Raw genomic sequence first — 22,189 nt, 5'->3', positions numbered from 1 at the left:
GAATGGATATGTCATCCCCAGTGATAATCAGGCGGGCAACCATGTCTGATCTGAATACTATTGTAAGTTTTAACATGGCTTTAGCCAAGGAAACTGAAAATCGCGCATTAGATTGTCGGATTCTCGAGTCAGGTGTAGAGGCACTTCTCAAAGATTCTGCCAAGGGATGGTATGCAGTTGCAGAAAAGTCTATTCATGGTGACCGGCTCAAAGTAGTTGGGCAAATACTGGTCACCTTTGAGTGGAGTGATTGGCGAAACGGGAATTTTTGGTGGCTTCAAAGTGTGTATGTGCATCCAGAACAGCGTCAACAGCAAATCTTTCGGCAGCTTTATGAGTATGTGCAAAGCCAAGCCCATTTGAGCCAGGAACAGGTTTGTGGATGTCGCCTTTATGTAGAAGAGAAAAATCATCCGGCTCACCAGGCCTATGCCCATCTCGGATTTCAAGAAACCGCCTACCATATGTATGAGAAAGAGTTTTCCTGGGCATCCCCGTCCTTTCCATAATAAATGGCGGATATGTATCTTCCTGTATCTTCCCTGCTATGGGTGAATGGGCTGGAGGACAGATAGGACTGGAAATATGCGTTTTCCCGGATTGAATCACGGCGTACAGGTCTTTCTTTTGAGCATGTTAGGAATTGGCTGTGTATGGACTGCCTCTGCCGTAGTGGCCAATGCCTCTGCCACACAGGATTTTGTAGAACCCCGCCCCCATGTGAAAGATCTTGGAATCACCATTGGCCGGTATGCTTCGGGGGAAATGAATGCCATCACCGATGTCCAAGGGGTGAAAGTGGGACATGTCACCATTCATGAAGGCGAGGGGGCTTTGCAGGCAGGTCAAGGCCCGGTTCGGACCGGTGTCACCGTTATTATCCCGCGTGAAGATGTTTGGCATCATAAAGTTCCAGCTGGTGCGTTTGTATTAAATGGGACAGGGGAAATGACGGGGTTGGCCTGGGTTGCGGAATCAGGGTTTTTAGAATATCCCATCGCGTTAACGAATACCTTGAATGTCCCTCGCGTGGCCGATGGGGTCATGAGCTGGATGATTCAGCGCTATCCCGACATTGGGATAACTGATGATACGCTCACCCCTGTGGTGGCTGAATGCGACGATAGTCGACTGAATGATAGTCAGGGAAGACATGTGTCTCCGGAAGATGTGATTCACGCCCTGGAAACGGCAACAATAGGTCCTGTTCCAGAGGGGTCTGTCGGGGCAGGGACAGGAATGGTGTCCTATCAATTTAAAGGTGGCATTGGTACCGCCTCTCGAGTGCTTCCATCCGAAGAAGGAGGATATCGTGTCGGCGTGTTGGTGAATGCGAACCATGGCCGTCGCCATGAATTAACGATCGAGGGAGTGCCGGTGGGAAAAATCTATAATACGGATCTGTCAACCGTTTCACGCAAAGCCCACGAAGAGTCGATTGTAACAGCTCTGGGCGAGCTTCCGGGAGAGATCCTTCAAAGACGACAGGACAGTGGGTCCATTATTATCATTATTGCGACGGATGCTCCCCTTGATGCACGGCAACTGTCTAGACTCTCGCGCCGGGCTACCATAGGATTGGCACGAACCGGGTCCATCTCCCATCATGGCAGTGGAGATTTTGTCCTGGCGTTTTCCACCGGCAATGTTATTCCTCATTATCCGGAACACCGGACATTTTTTATGGCCCACCTTGCCGATACCCATATCAACCCCCTGTTTCAAGCCGCGGTAGAGGCCACGGAAGAGGCCATTCTCAATGCCTTGTTGCAAGCCACGACGGTTACAGGTAGAGATGGACGACGCTTTGAGGCGATCTCTGTTGAAAGACTCCGTTCGATTTTAAATACCTATGGCCGCCCAATTCAGTAAACAGCTTCCGTCCAGGATGAATGTTTTTTTGGCTTTATCGCAAATGGGTAGGCAAAGAGGAAAAAATTCACCAAATCTCTTTCATGGACATCGTTTGGCGGGGATTGCTAGACTTCGAAACTATTGAATTATGATGCAGTGTCACGTTGCCCTTTCCCAAGAAGCTCATCCAGAAGCGGCCGCCCAGGCGGTAGCAGTATCGGTGTATGAGGCATTAGGCCAAGCGGAGTGTCATCTCGCATTTGTCTTTTTTTCTCCCCATTATTCCTCGGATATTCAACGCATGGTCGACATTATCCACGAGAACCTTCGTCCTCAGGTACTGGTGGGGTGTATGGGACAAGGGGTAATTGGAGGCGATCAGGAAATTGAAGAACATCCTGGTCTGGTGCTCTGGGGCTTGAGAACCACTAATCTGCGAGTGGTGCCCTTCAAGTTAACGCCAGATACAGAGGGTGAGGAAGCGTCACTAGATGGCTGGCCGGTGGCATTGGAAGACATTACCCATCCTTACACGTTTTTCCTCTTTGCCGATCCGTTTTCTACCCCCATAGATGAATTATTGTTTCAGTTGGAGGAGCATGCTCCCGGCTCGTCCGCTATTGGAGGAATTGCCAGTGGAGGCATGGATGTTGGGGAAAGCCGCCTGGTCTTGAATCGCGACATTATCGGGTCCGGGGTTGTAGGTGTGGCCGTTCAGGGTGGATTGGAAATCCGGACGGTGGTGTCTCAAGGGTGCCAACCTATTGGTGAACGGTATGTTGTGACCAAGGTCGATCGAAATATCATTCAGGAGCTTGGGGGAATTCCGCCGTTGGAGCGGTTGGAAACCACCTTGAAAGCGTTGGATGAACACGAACAACAACAAGTGGCGCACGGACTGCAAGTGGGTATTGCCATGGACGAACATCGCCCCGAATTCGGCCAAGGGGACTTTTTGATCCGTGGCCTGTTAGGAGCCGATCGGGAATCTGGGAGTCTCGCCATCGCGGACTTTGTCCAGGAGGGCCAAACGATTCAGTTCCATGTGCGGGATGCTCATGCCGCGAGTGAAGACTTCCATTTACTTTTATCGAAGGAGCGAATGACCCATCCGGACAGCCTGCCTAAAGGCGCGTTGCTATTTAGTTGTAATGGGCGCGGGCGGCGATTTTTCGAAACTCCTCACCATGATGTGTCCACTCTGCAACAACAAATGGGAACCATGCCAATAGCGGGGTTCTTTGCAGGTGGAGAAATTGGCCCCGTGAGCGGGAAGAATTTTTTGCATGGTTATACGGCCAGTATGGCCCTGTTTTACGACGAAGTGTCTCGCCCATCAAAAACGGGCATGGCATCGGATACGTTTCACATTAGCAAAGAGAGAGGTTCATGAAAAACGGTATACCATTACAATCAGGTCTTCGATTACCCGTATTCATTATAGGGTCTTGGATCATCCTTCTTATTATATTTGTATTGAATCCTCTGGCTGGTAAGGCGGCGGAAGAAGCGATGGTGACCACGCCTTCTGGATTACAATATGTCGATCTCGTCATTGGTTCCGGGCGTGAAGCCCATGCCGGAGAAACCGCCATTGTCCATTACACGGGGACACTCACCGACGGAAAAAAATTCGATAGTTCTAAAGATCGTAATTCACCATTTTCCTTTCGATTAGGGGCGGGCCGGGTGATTAAGGGTTGGGACGAGGGCGTCGAAGGGATGAAAATCGGCGGTATCCGCAAATTGGTAATTCCGCCGCAATTGGGATACGGTTCTCGAGGTGCCGGAGCAGCTGTTCCCCCCAATGCCACTCTCATCTTTGAAGTCGAACTGCTCGATCTGCGTTGATGAACGAAACCCCGCTCGTTCACGCCCATCGTGCGCTCAATGCCAAGCTGGTGGATTTCGCCGGCTGGCTCATGCCCATCCAATATACCGGTGTCCTTGAGGAGTATTTTGCGGTCAGGAAAGCGGCTGGTTTCTTCGACGTCAGTCACATGGGACGCATCGAGGTATCAGGAGACCAGGCTGAAGCCTTTCTTCAATGGGTCAGTACCAATGACATCAGTCGCCTCCAGAAAGGGCAGGCCCAATATGGTATGGCCTGCCAACCCTCCGGTGGCATTCTCGATGACGTATTTGTCTATAAAACCGGGTCCGCCTCGTTTTTGGTTTGCGTCAATGCCTCCAATCGGGAAAAGATGCTCCAGTGGTTCTTGAAGCAGCAGTCGGAAAGATTTCCGCGAGCGATCATTCGTGATCAATCAGCAGAGTTGGCCCAAATTGCCATTCAAGGGCCGGCATCAAAAGCCATCATGCAAAACCTCATGGGAGTACAAATTGAAACCCTGAAGCCCCGAAATTGTTTGGCGCTGGAGGGCATGGAATTTTCCGGTTTGCTGAGTCGAACGGGATATACCGGAGAGCTTGGATATGAATGGTATGTGCCTGCGGCGCAAGCGGCCTCCGCGTGGGATCGACTATTGAAGGCGGGAGCGGAATTCGAAGCCAAACCCGCAGGGCTAGGGGCGCGAGATCTTTTGCGGTTAGACGTGGGCTACTTGCTGTATGGCAACGATATAGATGAGAACACCTCCCCGCTGGAAGCAAGTGCCGAGTGGGTAGTGGCCTGGGATAAAGGCGAGTTTCAAGGACACCTCGCGTTACGCAAACAACAGAAGGATGGTCTCACTCGTCAGCTTGCTGCCTTTGAAATGGTGGAACGCGGTATTCCACGCCACGACATGACTATTTCCAGCAAGGAACAATTGGTGGGTAAGGTCACCAGTGGAAATTTTTCGCCAATTTTGCAAAAAGGGATTGGCTTAGGATATGTGCCCCCTGCGCTGTGCAAGGAAGGCATGTCGCTTGAAATCGACATTCGTGGAAAACGGGTACAAGCCAAGATCGTCACACTTCCGTTTTACAAGCGTCCAAAATCTTAAAACGCCATTGTATTCATCAATCTGACTGAAACGAGAACTCCTTTGTCGATTGAACATATCTATGCCGGAAAAGTCTTAATTCTCAACCGCGAAACGGTAACATTGCCCAATGGGCAGTCCACTGACTTAGAAGTAATTCGCCATCCTGGCGCCTCGGCTGTTGTTCCGGTCAAAGATGACGGTACCGTTATCCTCATTCGGCAATTTCGCCATGCAGCGGGAGGGTTTATTTATGAAATCCCCGCGGGCAAACTACATCCCCAGGAAGACCCGCTCATCTGTGCCGCACGCGAGCTGGAGGAAGAAATTGGCTATCAGGCCGGTCGGTTGGAGTTATTCACCAGTATTTGGACCGCTCCAGGATTTACGGATGAAGTCATCCATATCTATCGGGGAACGGATCTGAAGGAAGGACGCCAGAATTTGGACCACGATGAAGTGTTGGAAGTGGTGGAATGGCCGCTTGAAAAGGCGTTGGCCGCTATTCAGGACGGCACTATTCGTGATGCCAAAACAATTATCGGGTTGCAGCTCGTATTTCTAGCCTCTCATTCTTCATCCGCCTAGCCGGTCACAGGTTGATCGAAAGGGCCCAGACTCCTCGCATTGGATACACCCGCCACACAATTAGGAAGAAACTTCCAGGACGCTGTTGAACCCTACAGTTCAATTTTCCAAAAACCAGTCATCTGCGCGTTGGCCGGATTTGTTTGTTTAGAAAGCCAGAGGGGTTGGTGTGCCACAAGCTTAATCTGTAAGACAATCTAGGGGATGGCGTATTTGAGAATTAGATTCTTCAGCCATCCAGGACGCTTGCCAAGGGCAGAGAAAGGTTATCTGCATAGGCGCTGGTTAATGCCACCCGGCCCAAATGTGGGGCCGGCCGTTGATGACGGCTCTCGCACCGGAAAGTGGGAGGTGCTCCCAAAATCGACATCAGATGCTTGGCCAATTCCACTCTTGATACAGCCCGAGTGGCGGAGATATGCCGGATGCCTGTCTCAGTGCTCTGTGCGAATTTCATGACGCGTCTGGCCAGATCTGTCACCCACACAACGGAGCGAGATTCATCCTCAACAATGGTAATGGGTAGATGCTGTTGAGTGCGGTAACGAAGCCAATCCAAATGCCCTGTGCGCCCGTTCGGGGAAGGGCCAATCGCCAGACCCGTCCGAATCACCAGCGACCCGTGTCGATTCAAAACCAGCTTTTCTGCGTTGACACGGGTCTGGCCATACACACTAATTGGGCATGGGGGAGAATATTCATGGTACTCCCCATCCCCGCCAAAGACATGATCCGAGGACACATACACTAATCGGATATGGGCTGGTAGTTTCTCCACCACACGACCGAGATGTTGGACGTTGATCTCATGCGCCCAATCGGGGTCGGCTTCACACTTCGGCACATCACACACCGCATGGCAATACAACAGGACTTTCGGCTGATATTGAGCCAAGGTGCGTTCCACCCAATCTGAATTTTCCAACTGAAGGACCGGCCACTCACAAACTGATTTCGAAGAATTGCCCGGGGAGATAAACGGCAGAATGGTGTCCGGAAATAATCTGGCGAGGTTGAACCCAAGAATGGAGGTCGCGCCGAAGAGGAGCGTGGAATGGGTCATCTGCGCCGAGGCATTGAGGAAATGGGGTAAATCATGAAGGTGGCGATTTCCCGTAGTCTCACAATTTAAAATGCCCAACCTACAAAGGTGTACCGTTCACCCTTGGTGACTTCTTTGACTTCATGTGGATACATGAAGTTGGAAGGAAAGACAAGCATATCCCCGGTTTTCAGTTTCACCTCATGGTGGGAAGAGAAGAGAAATTCGCCCCCTTCATAGCCCTCGTTCAGCACCCCTAATAAGGACAAGATGGGGATGCCTTTATATTTCCCGTCAAAAATCGAATGAATATGATCGTAATGTTTCCTCATCATGGTTCCGGTGCGGTACCGGTTAAACCGTATGGGCGTGAAGGTTTGGATAAAACTTTTAATGCGTTCATCTTCCTGCTTCGCAAACTTCATCATGTATTCTTCGACGGATTGGCAGATAAACGGGGCTAACTTATCCTGTAGGGCCTGGGTGGTATTGAGGGTATCTAATTCTTTTTCAGGCTCGGATTTGAAATTATCGGCTGAATAGTTATACCAGGTATGAGGTTTCCACGCTTTGTTTTTAATTTCCTCCAGAACTTCCTGGCAAATATGTCGAGGAATCACGTTCGTCACAAAAATATAATCCGATACCTTATCCATTGCGCATCTCCTTGAAATTCAGATGTCTGACGTCGCAGGTGGAAGCTTGAAATGGCACCCTCTCCACTCCATTGCGTACTCAGTCTTTCCATCCCTTTTGCCCAAAGAAGCCGTCGTGCGATTGTAATCCCCAAGGCGGTTGTGTGGCCAGCCCTCAGATTCCCCCTGCGTAATATGGTCATCCCGGCCTTGCTGGACGGGCCTTTTTGCGTATCCTGTTTCGCTCATGGATGATTGTAAAAATTTTGATCCCGATAAGCTCTCAAAAAATTTTGAGTTTTTCAACCATTCGCTAGGGTACGGCAACGTCTCACCCAATCGGGACACGTTGTGAGCCTTCATGGCAGGAGCTTCAAGCTGGGAAGGCCCTGCTGCATCACAGCTTCGGGAAGTGGGATCTCTTCCGGATTTGAAATGAAAAGACTGAAAAAGGTTTGGGTGCTGTGAAGTGTTTCAATGTTCTGTCATGAACCATCCGGCGATGGAAAGGCGGGTATGGTCTCCAGCAAGAACGTCTACCCGGCAGACTCGATGTTGTCGAGGCACTGCGAAAATGGCCAAAGATCCCGGCAATGGAGGAATGCAATGTGTCACCTGTAAGGACGTATTCTTTTTAGAATTCGTGGGAGGACCATACAAAATAAGTTCCCCTCCCCAATCCGGATGCCACTCTTCGTGGAAATAGGTGACCAAGGCGAGACGACGGGTTGGTGGTCGACGGCCCTTGGCATAGGTATAGAGGTCGTCCGTATCGTCGTGGGTAGGGAGACAGTCACCCGCACTATACGAATAATAGTTAAAATTAACGTGCCGCTTTTTGATGTTTGGGAAGGATTCAACATAGGCGGCAATGCAGGACATTCCGACCCGTTGGATGAAATGAGTAGCCTCAGAGGGGCCAATGTCTGATTTCTTCCAATTGCCGCAATTGGGAAAGGCTTGAGCTACGGCTGGCATATCCGCCAAGGCAATCCATTTCGATTGTGCCATGGCTTCCCGAACAACCTTCCGTTCTTCCTGACTCCAAAAATTTTCCAGGATCAACACGGGGTCCTTGGCAAACGAAAATTGGTCAGGATGAAATTGGGAGAAATTGGCTTTCATGCTTCAGAGGACATCAAAAGTTAGGGTTGGATTCATAAAACTTGGAGCCTTCTTTTAGCAAGTTTCCCATAGGGTATCAAATGAGAAATGAGATGCATGTTCCGCAAAAGTACCCCTTTAAGGGTTTACTGGGTTAAAGGACTGTGGGCCCGTCTTATCGGTAGAGATGCCTTCTCCTTTCTTGAGAAATCCAGGGAGGTTTTAGGGAGGAGGATAAATGCATCGTTCTATAAGCATTCCAAGGGATACGCCCCTTATCTATTTAGATAACTGAATTGAGACTTCCCTCACTCTAAATGGGCAGTGGGTCGAGTTCTAAGAAAAATTTACTTTTAATTTCAATGCGTTACTTTGAAAATTCTATTGAAAGCTATAAAGAAAGAGCTTGGCAATACTTTTGCTTCTTTAGGAAGTTGGATCGAGCAGGGATCAATTGATTCATAACCTTTTATCAGGTTGCGATTCATGAGCATGGAAACGATAGGCGATGTCACAGGCCATGTGACGATCCCCGACATCTATGTGGCTAGTCCATTGGCGTACCAAATTATGAAAAAACCAATTTTATTAATTGAAGACGACCGGCCTTTCAGGCAGGCCTTGCGTCTGTATTTGGAGAGTCACGGGTTTACTGCGAAGGAAGCCGAGGATGGTCGGGAGGCCCTGGTTTTGTTGGATGGAGGGCTCGACGTGGATATTGTCATATCAGATTATCATATGCCCGTTCTCAATGGGCTGGATTTTCTGAAAGCCCTGTCCTACCGTGTGAAGGGACAGGATGTGCGAGTCATACTTGTGAGTGGTAATATGACAAGGGAAATTGAAAAAGAAGCAATGCAAGCAGGGGCTTTTGCGTTTCTGGAAAAACCGATTGATTATCATGAGCTTCTGGCCTTGGTATCCCGAGCCGGCAAGCCATAACCTCCCCCAAGCCGTTTTGTGAGGGAGTGGTTTGAAATTTTTGCTCATGAAATCCGATAAAAACCTCAAAAATATGCAAAATTGCGTCGTGAGATAACGGTAATCGAGACCTTGGTGAGGTGGATATGTGAAAGCGAAAATTTTACTCTTGGAAGATGACCCCGAATTATGTTCAACCTTGCGAGATCGGTTGGTGATGGAAGGCTATGATGTTCAGACTGCTTCCGATGGCCGACTGGGGCTAAGGCTTTATCATGAGAGTCCCGTTGATCTGGTCATTACTGATGTGCTCATGCCTGAAATGGACGGCCTAGAAGTGATACGGGCACTTGCTGGGAAACCTTCTCCTCCATTAATGATTGCCATGTCGGGAGGTGGGAATCGTGATTTGGAATTTTTGGTAGAGGCGGCTGAGTTTGGTGCCACCCGCACACTCCCCAAGCCTTTTCTCCTGAATGATCTGGTGAGCCTTGTGAAAGAACTGCTGAGTACTCTGCCTGATTCATCGACGTGAATCTTTTGTTTACCTCCGATGGGCGATGTGTGCAAAGATTCCATGAATCTGCAATATGCTGAACGGACGGACGGTGGTGGGAAGACCGGAATGAGGAATGGCCCCATCATGAGGTGAACAGGTCATTGAGTCTGGTGTGCGATGCCTGAGTGAACTCAGTAATGGCAGTCCTAGTCGCGGATACTTCCATCAGTGCTCTGTGGAATCCTGCGGACAGCAGAGCTTTCCACATGATTGACATCTCCTTGTCCGTTGCCATGTTCATGGGATGAAGACCCCCCTGTAAACTTTTAATTCTCGGATACCGAAGAGGAAGGGTAACGGCGATAGCCGCTGACGGCCAAGTTTTGTGGAAAGGTCTGATTTCAGTCACCCCCTACCATGAGGACCTCGTAAGTTGGAATCAGAGACGAGAACCAGGGTAATCGGCAGAATTATGACCACCAGAGTTGTGACCATTGAGATGGATGATTCACTCGAGGTGGTCCGGGACATTTTTAAGAAAGTCCGGTTTCATCATCTACTTGTCGTGGACAATAACAGGCTAGTGGGAATCATTTCCGACCGGGATATGTTAAAAGCCGTCAGTCCGTTTGTCGGAACGATGTCGGAAACCACCCGGGATCGAGCGACCCTCAATAAACGTGCTCATCAAATTATGTCGCATCATCCGGTGACGGTTCGTTCATCCTGCACTTTGCAGGAAGCGGCCGAATTGATGTTAGCCCGAGGGGTCTCTTGCCTTCCGATCACGACTATTGGTGGTGAGGTTCTGGGGATTGTCACGTGGAAAGATGTGTTGAGAGCTATTCTGGAATCCCCTGTTTTCGCCGGTGATTCATAAGTATCCTCCTACAGATAACGGTGTTGGGGGATGCCCCTTGTATCTTATCTCACCGGCTTCTTTAGCCTCTGGATTCCCTTCGGTATACTGACCCTAGCATTTCCCACAGCATTATGAATGTTGTTGACAAGGCAGGCGAGCCTGATGATTTACAGGTATGCCATGTCTAGAGTCCACAGAAAGGGAGGATAAGGATGGTCGATAAAAGCTTTGTTCTTGAACTTGGTAAACTTTTGATCGGTGCCGCATGGGCTGATGGGAAACTGTCGTCCACCGAAGTGAACGGGTTAAAAGAACTCTTGTTTCAATTGCCGGATATTTCCGGAGAGGAATGGATGGAATTGGAGCTGTATATGGTTTCCCCGGTGAGCGAGGAAGAACGGCAACGTCTTTTACATCGCGTGCTAGGACGTATGGGATCGGCTGAGGATAAAGCCTTGGCTTTAGGAACGCTTGAAAAACTTCTGTCCTCAGAGCCATCAGGTGGGGATCAACAGACAGAAGTGGTCCAACAGCTTAGGAACGATCTTGAGGAGGGGAGTAGCGGATTTTTAGAACACCTTCGACGACCATTTCGACAAATCTTGAATCTGCGGGGGCAGCGTTATACCGGCGAGCATGATCGTGAGAGCCGATTGGAGGATTTCATTAAAAACACCATCTATTTCCAGGTCACAATGGAATTACGGGATCGGGGCATCACCTTTGATCTCCCTGACGCCGAGATTCGCAAGCTGTGTCTCGCCGCGGGATTGATGGCACGGGTAGCCGGCGTTGATCATGTGGTGGATGCAGTAGAAACCACGGCCATGAGTGCTGTACTCAAACGTCACTGGGGATTAACAGAAGAACAGGCACAACTGGTGGCGGAAATTAGTCATCACCGGATTTTCCGGGGTTTGGATAGCGTGCGATTGGTGAAACGTTTTAAAGAATTAACGACGAGGACTGAACGGCAAGAGTTTCTCCATTGTTTATTTGAAGTGGCCAATGCGGCCGAACAGACCTCATTTGAGGAAATTGAGGAAATTCGAAGCATTGCGAAAGGCATGGACCTTAGTCACCAGGATTTTCTTGATGCCAAGCTGGCTATTCCGCGAGAAGATCGCAAAGGGCTCTAGGATGCGATCCCTCTGAATTTCCTATGGTAAGTGAGAGTCTTCCCGGTATCTGGAAGTTCCCCTCCTTTGTAAGGAGGGGGCTAGGGGAGGTAGAGTCCTCGTTCAATCCAATGGGTCAGTCATGTGTGGTTGTCTCATTCCATGACCTTGTATTCAGTCAATTCCTTCGCTGCCATTCCCGACAATAGTTATCGAGAATCCATCTCGTTTATTCATTCAAAAATCCTCGCAAGTTGACCTTTGCTCTTATTGATCTACCCATAGAGTGTAGTCGATTTTCTGTATTGCCGGGTTTCGCCCCGGCAGGCGACCTACTTTTCTTTCGGGAAAAGTAGGCAAAACCATTGACGCCCAGTCCGGCCAAATTGGAAGGGTCGGACGCAGGATTGAAGAGCGGACCAACTCGCTCCGCTCAAACAAGGCCCGCCGGATACAAAGAGCGTCCGCCCCGAGGGCCGGCCAGCAGGCATCGGACATTGGGAAGAGGAGGGAAAGGGAGGAATTTGAGACATTCAAATAAGACGTATTTGCTTTTTTTATGCGTATACTCTGTATGGTTTGCCACGGCCACAGGCCAGATTGCTTTAAATCTCGCCCCAGCGGGGAGGGAAAAGAGTGAGGGGTGGGACGATCAATGGTGAATGGGCGCGGGACGGAGCCACGAGGTTTTCCAGCATACGGTTGGCCAAAATCAGGATTTAAAGATGTGAAACCAACTCACAACCCCAGGTAGATGGGTTCCATCATTCCGCTATATGCGGAGACCAGGATAGGCTGACCGGACTTGCAGTATTTGTTTTTGACAATGGAATGTGGGATGGTCCTAAGGGGTGAGAAACATGAAGGAATCCCAGTTAAACGGATTCGGATTTAGCCGGATAGACTGCATAAGCCAGTGAGTGCTACTGACTAATTTGCTCAATAGTTAGGGCTCCAAACAATGTCCCTTGCGCAAAGCATTAATCAGGCCAAGGCTTTCGGAGTGTGGCTGCACGAGAAGACGAACGAAAGGATGTTTCCCGATGGCATAAGGGAGCGGACGGGGCACGCTCTTCTCCAGCACTCGGAGGATATCGCCAACGCGATCATTGTGTTGCTCGATGCCCAGTTTCCGGGGCCTGCTTTATCTCTCGCCCGACCGCTCTTTGAAGCGTATGTTCGTGGTTTTTGGATATCCAAATATGCATCTGATGATCAGGTCTTCAAATTCAATAACGGTAAATGCCCCAAATTCCGTGATCTCCTTGCAGAAATTCCTAAGGATGCGGAATCTGGCGGCGCTTGGATTCATGCGACTGTGGAGAAAAATTTAAAGGCATTTCATGACCTAACCCACGGCGGATCCGAGCATGTCTTGCGCAGAAATAGAGTCGGTTCAGTGGAACCGAGCTATCCCGAACAGGAGTTGGTGCAATTGATTGAATTTGGAAATGAGATTCGCGTGAGAATAGGCAACGACCTACTTTCGCGCTTGAACGATTTAGAAGCAATGGAAAAGCTACATGAATGGGCGCAGGTTTTTCGTACAGAACTCTAACAACCGAATGGAAATATGCCGTCGCCAGTGCCGCTCCGCGTCGCCTGCTCCAGCTAAACATCCGTGACGTTAAGTTTCATCTGCCTGCATACTTTCCATTTAGCGCCAATATGCGTATAAGGGTAACTATAAACCCAATGACTAACGTGCCAAAGAACTGGGGTACTGTTCCATGGAAATAGATGCCTACACGCTTGCAATCATTGGTGGAGGATTTACAGTCATTGGCGGAGTTATCGGGGCACTCTCCGCATATTGGCTCGCCACTCGCCTTGAAAAACTCAAAAAACATTGGGCAGCTTGTGCACAATTGCGAGCCGCCTTCGCTCCCGCTCTGGCTATGATTTACCTTGCCAGGCAACATGGAACCCATGATCGGCCTGATGAGGTTAAGTTCATCAAGAGCGAACTCCTCAGGCAAGCTGCCGCAGTTGAGGAGTTCCGTGTATTCATTCCCGAAGACAAACGCGAGGAATATCAATCTGCATGGGAGAACTATCGCAAGGATGCGTGTCAAAACGTTTATGACAGAACAGGAGGTGAATGGGCACGTCAAGACGAGGAAGGGCGAGAGGTTGCAAGCGGTGAAATCATTGAGGAGAAAATTCATGTTCTCCTCCGTTTTGCTGAAACATAATTCTGCGGTCCACCCGTCCATGGGCAGTAAAGCCGCTGCGCACCGCCTGTGGCCTCCACGCTAGGGAGTACTACTCAGCAGCCCTTGAGCTGCTGTGTCTGACATTGATTCACCAGCCGCAGTGCTTCCGCAACCTGCGCGGGTGTCAACTGATTCCTAATAGCATCTCGTTGTGCGCCTAATTCCAACATATTTCTACCCTGTCGTTGATCTTGCTCGACCGCGAGGGTAAACCACATATACGCACGCACATTGTCCTGTGGGACGCCCCACCCGTTCTGATATAGCACCCGAGGTTGTTCTGGCGTCCGCGTTGCCCTGCCCAGCAGCTTTCTCGTACCACTCCCGTTTCATGGCATTGTCCTGTGAGACGCCATTTCCGTTGGCTTACAGCCTCCTGAGGTTGTTTTGTGCCGGCGCGTAGCCCTGCGCAGCGGCTTTCTCCAACCATCGCCGTGCCATGGCATAATCCTGGGGGACGCCATTTCCGTTGGCATACAGTACCCCGAGGTTGTTCTGTGCCCCCGCGTAGCCCTGCGTAGCAGCTTTCTCGTACCATCCGCGCGCCGTGGCATAGTCCTGGGGGACGCCCCACCCGTTCTGATACAGCACCCCGAGGTTGTTCTGTGCCCCCGCGTCGCCCTGGGCTGCGGCTTTCTTATACCATTCACGCGCCGCCGCATAGTCCTGGGAGACGCCCCACCCGTTCTGATACAGCAACCCGAGGTTGTACTGTGCCCCCGCATAGCCCTGGGCTGCGGCTTTCTCATACCACTGCCGTCCCATGGCATAGTCCTGGGGGACGCCCCACCCATCCTGATATAGCAGCCCGAGGTTGAACTGTGCCTCCGCGTTGCCCTGCGCAGCAGCTTTCTCCCACCATTGCTGTGCCATGGCATAATCCTGGGGGACGCCCCACCCGTGCTCATACAGTATCCCGAGGTTGTTCTGTGCCCCCGCGTAGCCCTGGGCTGCGGCTTTCTCGTACCATCCGCGTGCTATGGCATAGTCCTGGGGACCGCCATTTCCATTGGCATACAGCACTCCGAGATTGTACTGCGCCTCCGCGTTGCCCTGGGCAGCCGCTTTCACGTAATACTCGCGCGCTTCTTCGATAGTTTTCTGTTTCTCTGCAAGATAGTCTTGCTTCTTCACTGGTTCCCTGGCTGTCGCTAAGCTTCCACAACTAGGATCTGCGTTCGCCCATCGTTCGCTGTAACTAGGATGGGTCGAAAATAAATCGCTCTTACCTCCTTCAGGAGTAAGTTTCGATAGTTCTTCAAACGCTGTTTTCATTGTCCGGCCAGCGCAATACCCGGAGAGAGCCAGACGATCCCATGCGGCCTGGTCTGTTTCCCGTTCTATGTCACGGTCCATCCCCGCAGTTTCAGCAGCCACAGCAAAACTTACGAGAGATATTCCCAAACCTATTCCACACATTATCAATGTTGCTGTAGGATCTTGACTCGGCGTACAGAATTGAGGTGCGGAGCGGGCCACACCGAGAGCTGTATTGACTCGATCCGAGCCAATATGCCCTTTTTCCAGGTGTCCAAGCTCATGAGCGAGAACGCCAGCCAGTGCATCGTCAGAAAGCCCCTGGATTAACTTCATTCCAACAAAAATACACCCGTCGAGAGGCGAGTCATCACCGCAACGGAGCGACCCTGCATTATCTTCCAGAGTAAAAAATTGGTTGCCGGTTTTAGGATTTTTTAAATTACTCGTGATGATAAAAACATTTTCCACAGGAATGGGGCGAGACGCAAGAAGACGACGTGTTATTAAGACAGCGCGCGTCGCCTCAGGATCTGAGACATCATGATAAGCGAGAATGCCTGATCGCGCTGCCGGAAGACTTTCGTAGTAACGTGGAGAAGCACACCCGGAAAGGCTGACACATAAGGGCAGGGTGTATAAAAGAAGAGCCCTTAGAATGCCAGCAAAGGAGACGCTACCTTTTCTTGCTATGAGCCTTCGGCCGCCCTGGCCGACTATGTTTGAGCCCTTGTTTCCCGCTCGCTGCGCCAGCTTCTTAAGAAGCGTTAGTCTACCATAAAACCAGACTTTTTTAACTGTACTGTTCATTAAAAGGTAGCCTCCCCTTTTTAATCTCGCACTCATAATTCTATCCGAATAACGGAAAACTAATCGACGCGGTGCTTTTGCCGCGTTTGTGTTGAGTGCCGTATTAGGGGTGTCTACGCCTGAGCGCTTCGCTTGCATCTTGCACCACTCCAATTTCATTCCATGGTACCGCGAGCATCGTTATCTGGCCGGATAATTGTAGTCCCGCGCGACAAAATGGATCGTTGCGATGGGAAGAGACCAATATCCACCACATTGCACCGCCGTATATCTGCCCATAGGCGATATGCCCCTCGTGCCGTCCAGAGATAGGGCATGAAATTAGCCGTTTCTCCACTTCGCCATGCCCATTTAGCACTGCAAAGGCGAGAATTGGGTATTCCCAATCCTGGCCAAGACTTTCGGAGATGAGCATCTTACGAATGCGCTCTTCATGCACTCCAAGATTTACCTCTCGAAAGGTAGGCAGAGAACTCACAGAAGTGCGGAAAAGAATGCTTAAATGAAAGAGCTTGAACGTCAGGTAGTCATAGACGACAGTATGCGCAGCATTTTCCGCGATACGATCTGGCAACGGGAGATCCACCAACCACTGTTTATGAAACGGTTTCTCATACTTTTCGTTCAAGTGTTGCTCGCAATCGCTGCACAGCAAATGCTCACGGCTTCCTTTTTGAAGAGTTTTCCATCCTCGGTTTCCCAGCCCATTAATCCCCATCATCTTGTGATCATCGTTGTAGAGGTCGCCATATAAAAACTCTGGGACGATGTGCGAATCGCACAACTTGCGATTTTTCAGGCAAAGGCGGCATTGCACAATGGAATTCCCCTAACAATAATTAGTCTGCTCGGCATAAGATGCGGGTCTTCGATTTCCTGTCAGAATAACATGCCATCGACTCTTCTGGAAAAAAGCTAGTCCCTGCAATTCCAGTCTGTCGTTGCACAAAAATACGGGGCAAAACCTTTGTTGACTAATTGACGTCGCCATCTATTCCATCTGTTTCTTGAAACCTTCTTAAATGTGTCTCGCGCAGCAGTTGGAGTAAAGCCCCAGAATGAGTGGGAAGATTCCCTGAGGAGCGCGGGGTCGAGTCCTGCAATCCAAGATCCGGACGCCTGAATTCCTTTCCCATGTCATGTCATCCCCCTACCTTCAAGTCGTTTTGCCTCTTACACTACGTTACCGAAGCTTTGGCCAAACTAAGCGCCAGATGTAGCATGACCAAATCCCACCATCAGATACTTGAGAGACTCTTTTCTTTGGTTCCTCTGGCCTGGTGGCATGGCCGAGCAGTACAGCTGACTCCGGAGAGAAGGCGCGCACTGTTTGAGCGTAGCGAGTTTGCGCGCCGCCGGAGTCAGCGAACCGCGCAGGGCACCCGAAGGGCCACGCCACGGCCAACATGGTTTTGGCTACTTTTGCCGAAACAAAAGTGGCTCGGCTGCCGGGCCGAAACCCGGCAACACAGAAAACGGATTTGACGCCATAGTTATTCCAATCTGTGCACCTCGTAAAGCATCAACATTTGTTTGAAAGAATCCCGAATGGATTCTCGATTAACAATGTCGGGTTAGGGGCAAGTATTGTTGATATTGTATAAGAGAAATCTTGAGTCCTAAGAGGCCGTTTGATGCGGTTCCCGTTCTTCCCTGTTCTGCAAGCGGGGGCCTTTCCTTGTTCTTGCTCATCAATCTGACGTATTCGTGTCACGCATCCCTATATTACTCCCTCTTCAAAAGTTCGACGCCTGCAGTCAGGGCTTAGGGACGGACGCTCTTGCTCATCTTGCGGGCCTTGTTTGAGTCCTTCGAGAAACCTCAGGGCAGGCTCCGCGAGTTGGGCCGCTCTCTCTCTGGCGTCCGTCCCATCTGATTTGGCCTGACTGAGCGTCAATGGTTTTGTCTACTTTTCCCGAAAGAAAAGTAGATCGGCTGCCGGGCCGAAACCCGGCAAACATCAAATGAAAAAGTTGATCAAGCTATTTCATGATCCCTAGAGTGGGCATTCCTTTGGGGTAGTTACGGGAACGAAAGGATGGTTGAGACGAAGAGAAGCTTTATGTCTTGTTCGCAGATTCCCAGCGATCAATGACGGCGGCGCCGACTGCGTCACCCCAGACATTCACCGTTGTTCGGCAGCGGTCCAGAAACCAATCCACCACCAAGATCAGGGAAATACCTTCGATTGGCAGGTCCACGGCTTTGAGCACAATGATCATCGTCACGAGTCCGGCCTCTGGAATGCCTGCAGCGCCTATCGCAGAGAGGGTGGCGGTGAGCAACACCACAATGGTTTCCCCCACACCCATTTCAATCCCATAGGTTTGTGCGATAAACATGGCGGCTACCGCTTCATAAAGTGCGGTCCCATTCATGTTAATGGTGGCTCCTAAGGGGACCACGAAACTCACGACCCGTCGAGAAACCTTTGCTTCCTCAATCAGGCCTTCCATCGTGAGAGGTAGGGTGGCCGAACTGGAACTGGTTGAGAAGGCGGTCATCAGTGGGGTACTCATGGCTTTGGCATAGGCCGGGACGGATCGTTGACCGAGAAATCGTAAAGATAAAGGAAGCATGACCAACCCATGAATGGCTAAGGCAAGAAGCACTGTACCTACATAGGTTCCTAAGCTCGCCAATTGGGGCCCAAATCCTGTGAACCCCCCGGCTTCGCCTAACCGCCCGGCTAACAAGGCGCCAATGCCTACCGGGGCGACCCACATGAGCAGGTGGACAATGGCCATCATCGCCTCATTGATGCCTTCAAAGACCCGAATGACTAACGTGCCTTTTTCTCCAATCGTGGTGAGGACGGCACCAAAGACTAAGGCAAAGAGGATCAACGGCAGGATTTGTGTTTCGGCCATGGCCGCGAATAAATTTTTGGGGACTAAGCTCGTGAGGATGGATTTAAACAAATCACCCAGGGTGGTGGGTTTGTCTTCCATGCGTTCTGACAGGCTTGTGGTCTGTACCGTTGGCGTATCAGGGTCGGCTTGTCCGGTTGGTGTGCCAGGGTGAATGACGATGACCAAGATCAGGCCGACCAACACCGCCAGTCCGGTCGTGGTCATGAAAAATAGGATGGTGCGAAGGCCAATTGATCCGAGTTGCCGCACATCGCCTAGGCTGGCAATGCCGACAATCATTGAACTCATGACCAAGGGGACGACGAGCGCGAACAAGGCTTGTAAAAACAGGTCACCGATAAATGCGAAGCTCAATCCGATGGATGGTGCAAGCCCACCCAGGAGAATGCCGACGACAATGCCCAAAAGCATGCCGATGAGCAGATGATGCGGGCTGGAGGCTTTCATGTGGTTGGATGCTGTTTCCCCATCAAGAATAGGAACGGGCTATCCAATGGTCGATGAAAAGCCTAGAGGACGTCTAGGATGAATAGGTGTCCATGGGTGGACAGGTACAAATCAGGTTCCGATCTCCGTAGACATTATCTATCCTCGAAACAGATGGCCAAAATTTATGCTGCCGTAACCAGGGGGCTGGAAATGCCGCAGTTTCACGGGAATAGGGGTGCGGCCAGTCGGATTGTGCGATGGTTTCAATCGTATGAGGCGCATGTTTTAAAGGATTATTGTCGCGAGGGAGGCGACCTGCTTCAATCTCGGCAATTTCCTGGCGGATCAGGATGAGCGCATCGCAATACCGGTCTAACTCCGCCTTGGATTCACTTTCAGTTGGCTCGATCATCATGGTGCCGGGGACCGGCCATGAAATCGTGGGAGCATGGAAGCCGAAATCCATGAGCCGTTTGGCCACATCTTCCACTTCAATATCCGCTGATTTTTTGAAAGGGCGAAGATCTAAAATAAATTCGTGGGCCGCCATACCGTTTTTACCGGCAAAGAGCATCGAATAATATTTATCCAATTTGTTGGCCATATAATTTGCATTGAGGATGGCCACTTGTGAGGCTTTCGTGAGTCCCTCTCCGCCCATAAGTTTAATGAAGACCCAAGAGATAGGAAGAATATTGGGGCTGCCATACGGGGCGGCGGCGATGGGCCCGATTCCTTTTGGTCCTCCCACCTGGACCAAGGGATGACCTGGTAGAAAGGGGGCCAAGTGCGATGCGACGGCAATGGGGCCCATCCCTGGGCCTCCGCCACCGTGGGGGATACAAAAGGTTTTGTGCAGGTTGAGATGGCACACATCGGCCCCGAATGCACCTGGATGCACCAAGCCAACCATGGCATTCATATTGGCGCCATCCAAATAGACTTGGCCTCCATGCGTGTGCACGATTTCACAGACCTTGCGAATGCCTTCTTCGAAGACGCCATGGGTAGAGGGGTATGTCACCATTAAACAGGAGAGGGTGTCATGGTATTGGGCTGACTTGGCTTCTAAATCCTGAATGTCGATGTTTCCATGGGTATCACAGGCGACAGGAACGACCTTCAATCCGGCGATGACCGCACTCGCCGGGTTGGTCCCGTGCGCGGATACCGGAATAAGGCAGATATTTCGTTCTTTCTGCCCTCGCTCATCTTGATAGGCCCGAATGACCATCAATCCGGTATATTCACCTTGAGAGCCGGCGTTGGGTTGAAGTGAAACAGCCTCAAATCCGGTGATCTCGGCCAGCCATGCTTCTAATTGCTGAAACAATAATTGATACCCTTGCGCCTGGTCACTGGGGGCAAAGGGGTGAATCCGACTGAATTCCGGCCATGTCACGGGAACCATCTCCGCCGTCGCATTGAGCTTCATGGTGCATGACCCCAGGGGAATCATGGAGTGGACGAGGGAGAGGTCCTTCGATTGGAGCCGATACATATATCTGAGCAATTCGTGCTCGGAATGATAGTCGTGAAAAACAGGATGTGTGAGAAAAGGAGAATGTCGCTGAAAGGTGCTTGGGATGGAGGAACCGACTTGCTCCGCCAGATCGTTTAAGGAGAAGGGAAGTGATGGACTGTCGGTGAAAAGGGTCAGGAGCTGACTCACGTCTGTGATGGTGGTCGCTTCGTCCAACGCGATGCCAAAGGACCCGTCCGGAAATTGTCGAAGATTGATGAAATTTTGCTGACCCTTCTTCAGGATTTGGGCCGGGCTCAGGTGCGGGCACCGAACCCGGAGGGTATCAAAAAAGGCATTGGAATCGAGTTGACATCCCAAGCGACGAAGTCCTTCGGCTGTGAGCGCAGTGAGGCGATGAACAGTGGTGGCGATGTTCTTTAAACCTTCAGGCCCATGGTAGACCGCATACATGCCGGCCATATTTGCCAGCAGCACCTGTGCGGTACAAATGTTACTCGTGGCTCGATCGCGCCGGATATGTTGCTCCCGGGTTTGGAGAGCCAGGCGATAGGCCGTTTGGCCGTGAGCGTCTTTGGATACTCCCACCATCCGGCCTGGGATATGTCGTTTAAAGGCCTCTTTTGTGGCCAGAAATGCCGCATGGGGACCGCCATAGCCCAGGGGAACTCCAAATCGTTGCGATGATCCCACCGCAATATCTGCTCCCCATTCTCCCGGTGGCACTAAAAGGGTTAAGGCGAGAAGATCCGTACTGACCACGACGAGCGCACCGGATTCATGCGCCTTCTGGACCAGGACTTCATAGGAGCGGAGGGTCCCGTCAGTGGATGGATAGGAAAGGAGAATGCCGAAGACCTCATCGTTTGAAAACTTGAATGTATCTGGATTCCCTATGCTAATTGAGATATTCAAGGGCTTGGCCCGTGTCTGCAGGACGCCAATGATTTGCGGGTGACAATCCTCCGCGACGAAAAAGGTACGTCCCTGCAGGGTGCTGAGTGCCCGGCACATACTCATGGCTTCCGCCGCCGCCGTGGCTTCGTCCAACAATGAAGCATTAGCCAGGGGAAGCGCAGTCAGGTCGGCAACCATGGTTTGGAAATTCAGTAACGCCTCCAGTCGTCCCTGGGCAATTTCCGCTTGATAGGGCGTATATTGGGTATACCAGGCGGGATTTTCCAGAATGTTTCGTCCAATCACCGGTGGGGTCAGACAATCGTAATAACCCATGCCGAGAAATGATCGATAGACTCGATTTCGTGTGCTGAGGCGGCGAAGTTCGTCAAGCACCTCTTCTTCCGATTGTGCCGGGGGCAAGTCCAAGGACCGGGCGAGGCGAATATCCTGGGGAACCGTGGCTTGCATGAGGGCATCGAGGGAAGAAAGTCCCAGTGCCCCCAACATTTCTTGAATTTGGCTCTCACTGGATCCGATATGGCGGTGGGCGAACGTGGTCATGCCTGGCTACACCTCATGTGATGTGAAGGTTATCCCTCAAGCAGATGGGAAATGTGTTGCGTTAACCGTATTGAGGAAATGATGATTTCTAGTTCGGGACCAATGGTGAA

General features: G+C 50.9%; 19 protein-coding genes and 1 pseudogene. 12 read left to right on the top strand and 8 right to left on the bottom strand.

From position 1 onward, the window contains the following. Window positions 1-8: 8 nt before the first annotated feature. The 6 genes from H6750_08650 (at window position 9) to H6750_08625 (ending at window position 5,369) form a co-directional block, all read left to right on the top strand. Window positions 9-509 carry a GNAT family N-acetyltransferase gene (locus tag H6750_08650; protein MCB9774378.1) on the top strand — a complete coding sequence of 167 codons (501 nt, stop codon included), beginning with the start codon at window positions 9-11 and terminating at the stop codon, window positions 507-509. 124 nt (window positions 510-633) lie between these two features. Beyond that, window positions 634-1,872, top strand: a complete 1,239-nt coding sequence (locus H6750_08645; GenBank protein ID MCB9774377.1) for a P1 family peptidase — start codon at window positions 634-636, stop codon at window positions 1,870-1,872. A 130-nt stretch (window positions 1,873-2,002) separates the two neighbouring features. Then, window positions 2,003-3,247 (top strand): FIST C-terminal domain-containing protein, encoded by a 1,245-nt coding sequence (locus tag H6750_08640; GenBank protein MCB9774376.1) that lies wholly within the window; start codon window positions 2,003-2,005, stop codon window positions 3,245-3,247. A gap of 119 nt (window positions 3,248-3,366) precedes the next feature. After that, window positions 3,367-3,705: an FKBP-type peptidyl-prolyl cis-trans isomerase gene (locus tag H6750_08635; protein MCB9774375.1), complete on the top strand. Its 339-nt coding sequence runs from the start codon at window positions 3,367-3,369 to the stop codon at window positions 3,703-3,705. Further along, entirely contained in the window at window positions 3,705-4,802 is a 1,098-nt protein-coding gene (gene gcvT / locus H6750_08630; GenBank protein ID MCB9774374.1) for a glycine cleavage system aminomethyltransferase GcvT, read from the top strand. The genes H6750_08635 and gcvT overlap by 1 nt, the downstream gene beginning before the upstream one ends. 6 nt (window positions 4,803-4,808) lie before the next feature. After that, entirely contained in the window at window positions 4,809-5,369 is a 561-nt protein-coding gene (locus H6750_08625; protein MCB9774373.1) for an NUDIX hydrolase, read from the top strand. 229 nt (window positions 5,370-5,598) lie between these two features. On the opposite strand, the gene H6750_08620 is transcribed toward H6750_08625, so the two are convergent. The 3 genes from H6750_08620 to H6750_08610 all read right to left on the bottom strand — a co-directional run bounded on the left by H6750_08620 (window position 5,599) and on the right by H6750_08610 (window position 8,171). Beyond that, window positions 5,599-6,432 carry a sugar nucleotide-binding protein gene (locus tag H6750_08620; GenBank protein ID MCB9774372.1) on the bottom strand — a complete coding sequence of 278 codons (834 nt, stop codon included), beginning with the start codon at window positions 6,430-6,432 and terminating at the stop codon, window positions 5,599-5,601. 65 nt (window positions 6,433-6,497) lie between these two features. Beyond that, on the bottom strand, window positions 6,498-7,067 hold the full coding sequence (locus tag H6750_08615) for a 2OG-Fe(II) oxygenase (protein ID MCB9774371.1): 570 nt from the start codon (window positions 7,065-7,067) through the stop codon (window positions 6,498-6,500). A gap of 453 nt (window positions 7,068-7,520) precedes the next feature. Then, window positions 7,521-8,171, bottom strand: a complete 651-nt coding sequence (locus H6750_08610; protein ID MCB9774370.1) for a 2OG-Fe(II) oxygenase — start codon at window positions 8,169-8,171, stop codon at window positions 7,521-7,523. A gap of 465 nt (window positions 8,172-8,636) precedes the next feature. On the opposite strand from H6750_08610, the gene H6750_08605 reads away from it, so the two are divergent. The 6 genes from H6750_08605 to H6750_08580 all read left to right on the top strand — a co-directional run bounded on the left by H6750_08605 (window position 8,637) and on the right by H6750_08580 (window position 13,745). After that, on the top strand, window positions 8,637-9,092 hold the full coding sequence (locus H6750_08605) for a response regulator (protein ID MCB9774369.1): 456 nt from the start codon (window positions 8,637-8,639) through the stop codon (window positions 9,090-9,092). 127 nt (window positions 9,093-9,219) lie between these two features. Further along, window positions 9,220-9,606, top strand: coding sequence for a response regulator (locus H6750_08600; protein ID MCB9774368.1), 387 nt, complete (start codon window positions 9,220-9,222; stop codon window positions 9,604-9,606). A gap of 436 nt (window positions 9,607-10,042) precedes the next feature. Next, window positions 10,043-10,450 carry a CBS domain-containing protein gene (locus tag H6750_08595; GenBank protein MCB9774367.1) on the top strand — a complete coding sequence of 136 codons (408 nt, stop codon included), beginning with the start codon at window positions 10,043-10,045 and terminating at the stop codon, window positions 10,448-10,450. A 194-nt stretch (window positions 10,451-10,644) separates the two neighbouring features. Continuing rightward, the gene (locus H6750_08590) at window positions 10,645-11,571 is read left to right on the top strand and encodes a TerB family tellurite resistance protein (GenBank protein MCB9774366.1); all 927 of its coding nucleotides are present in this window, start codon (window positions 10,645-10,647) and stop codon (window positions 11,569-11,571) included. 940 nt (window positions 11,572-12,511) lie between these two features. Then, window positions 12,512-13,108, top strand: coding sequence for a hypothetical protein (locus tag H6750_08585; protein ID MCB9774365.1), 597 nt, complete (start codon window positions 12,512-12,514; stop codon window positions 13,106-13,108). Window positions 13,109-13,280: 172 nt separating this feature from the next. Continuing rightward, on the top strand, window positions 13,281-13,745 hold the full coding sequence (locus H6750_08580) for a hypothetical protein (GenBank protein MCB9774364.1): 465 nt from the start codon (window positions 13,281-13,283) through the stop codon (window positions 13,743-13,745). A 74-nt stretch (window positions 13,746-13,819) separates the two neighbouring features. Here the strand turns inward: H6750_08580 and H6750_08575 are convergent, their stop codons facing one another. From H6750_08575 to gcvP, 5 genes and pseudogenes are all read right to left on the bottom strand, one after another. Then, window positions 13,820-14,035, bottom strand: coding sequence for an SEL1-like repeat protein (locus H6750_08575; protein ID MCB9774363.1), 216 nt, complete (start codon window positions 14,033-14,035; stop codon window positions 13,820-13,822). After that, window positions 13,941-15,041: pseudogene (locus H6750_08570) on the bottom strand (sel1 repeat family protein). Before H6750_08570 ends, H6750_08575 begins: the two are co-directional and overlap by 95 nt. Window positions 15,042-15,936: 895 nt before the next feature. After that, on the bottom strand, window positions 15,937-16,650 hold the full coding sequence (locus H6750_08565; GenBank protein ID MCB9774362.1) for a hypothetical protein: 714 nt from the start codon (window positions 16,648-16,650) through the stop codon (window positions 15,937-15,939). Window positions 16,651-17,893: 1,243 nt separating this feature from the next. After that, window positions 17,894-19,153 carry a dicarboxylate/amino acid:cation symporter gene (locus tag H6750_08560; GenBank protein ID MCB9774361.1) on the bottom strand — a complete coding sequence of 420 codons (1,260 nt, stop codon included), beginning with the start codon at window positions 19,151-19,153 and terminating at the stop codon, window positions 17,894-17,896. A gap of 73 nt (window positions 19,154-19,226) precedes the next feature. Then, complete coding sequence (gene gcvP / locus H6750_08555) at window positions 19,227-22,079, bottom strand: aminomethyl-transferring glycine dehydrogenase (protein ID MCB9774360.1); 2,853 nt, start codon at window positions 22,077-22,079, stop codon at window positions 19,227-19,229. Window positions 22,080-22,189 lie beyond the last annotated feature (110 nt).

The organism is Nitrospiraceae bacterium, from assembly GCA_020632595.1.
Taxonomy (GTDB): Bacteria; Nitrospirota; Nitrospiria; order Nitrospirales; family UBA8639; genus Nitrospira_E.
The sequence above is the reverse complement of the archived record's forward strand: the minus strand, read 5'-3'. Positions and strand labels throughout refer to the sequence as shown.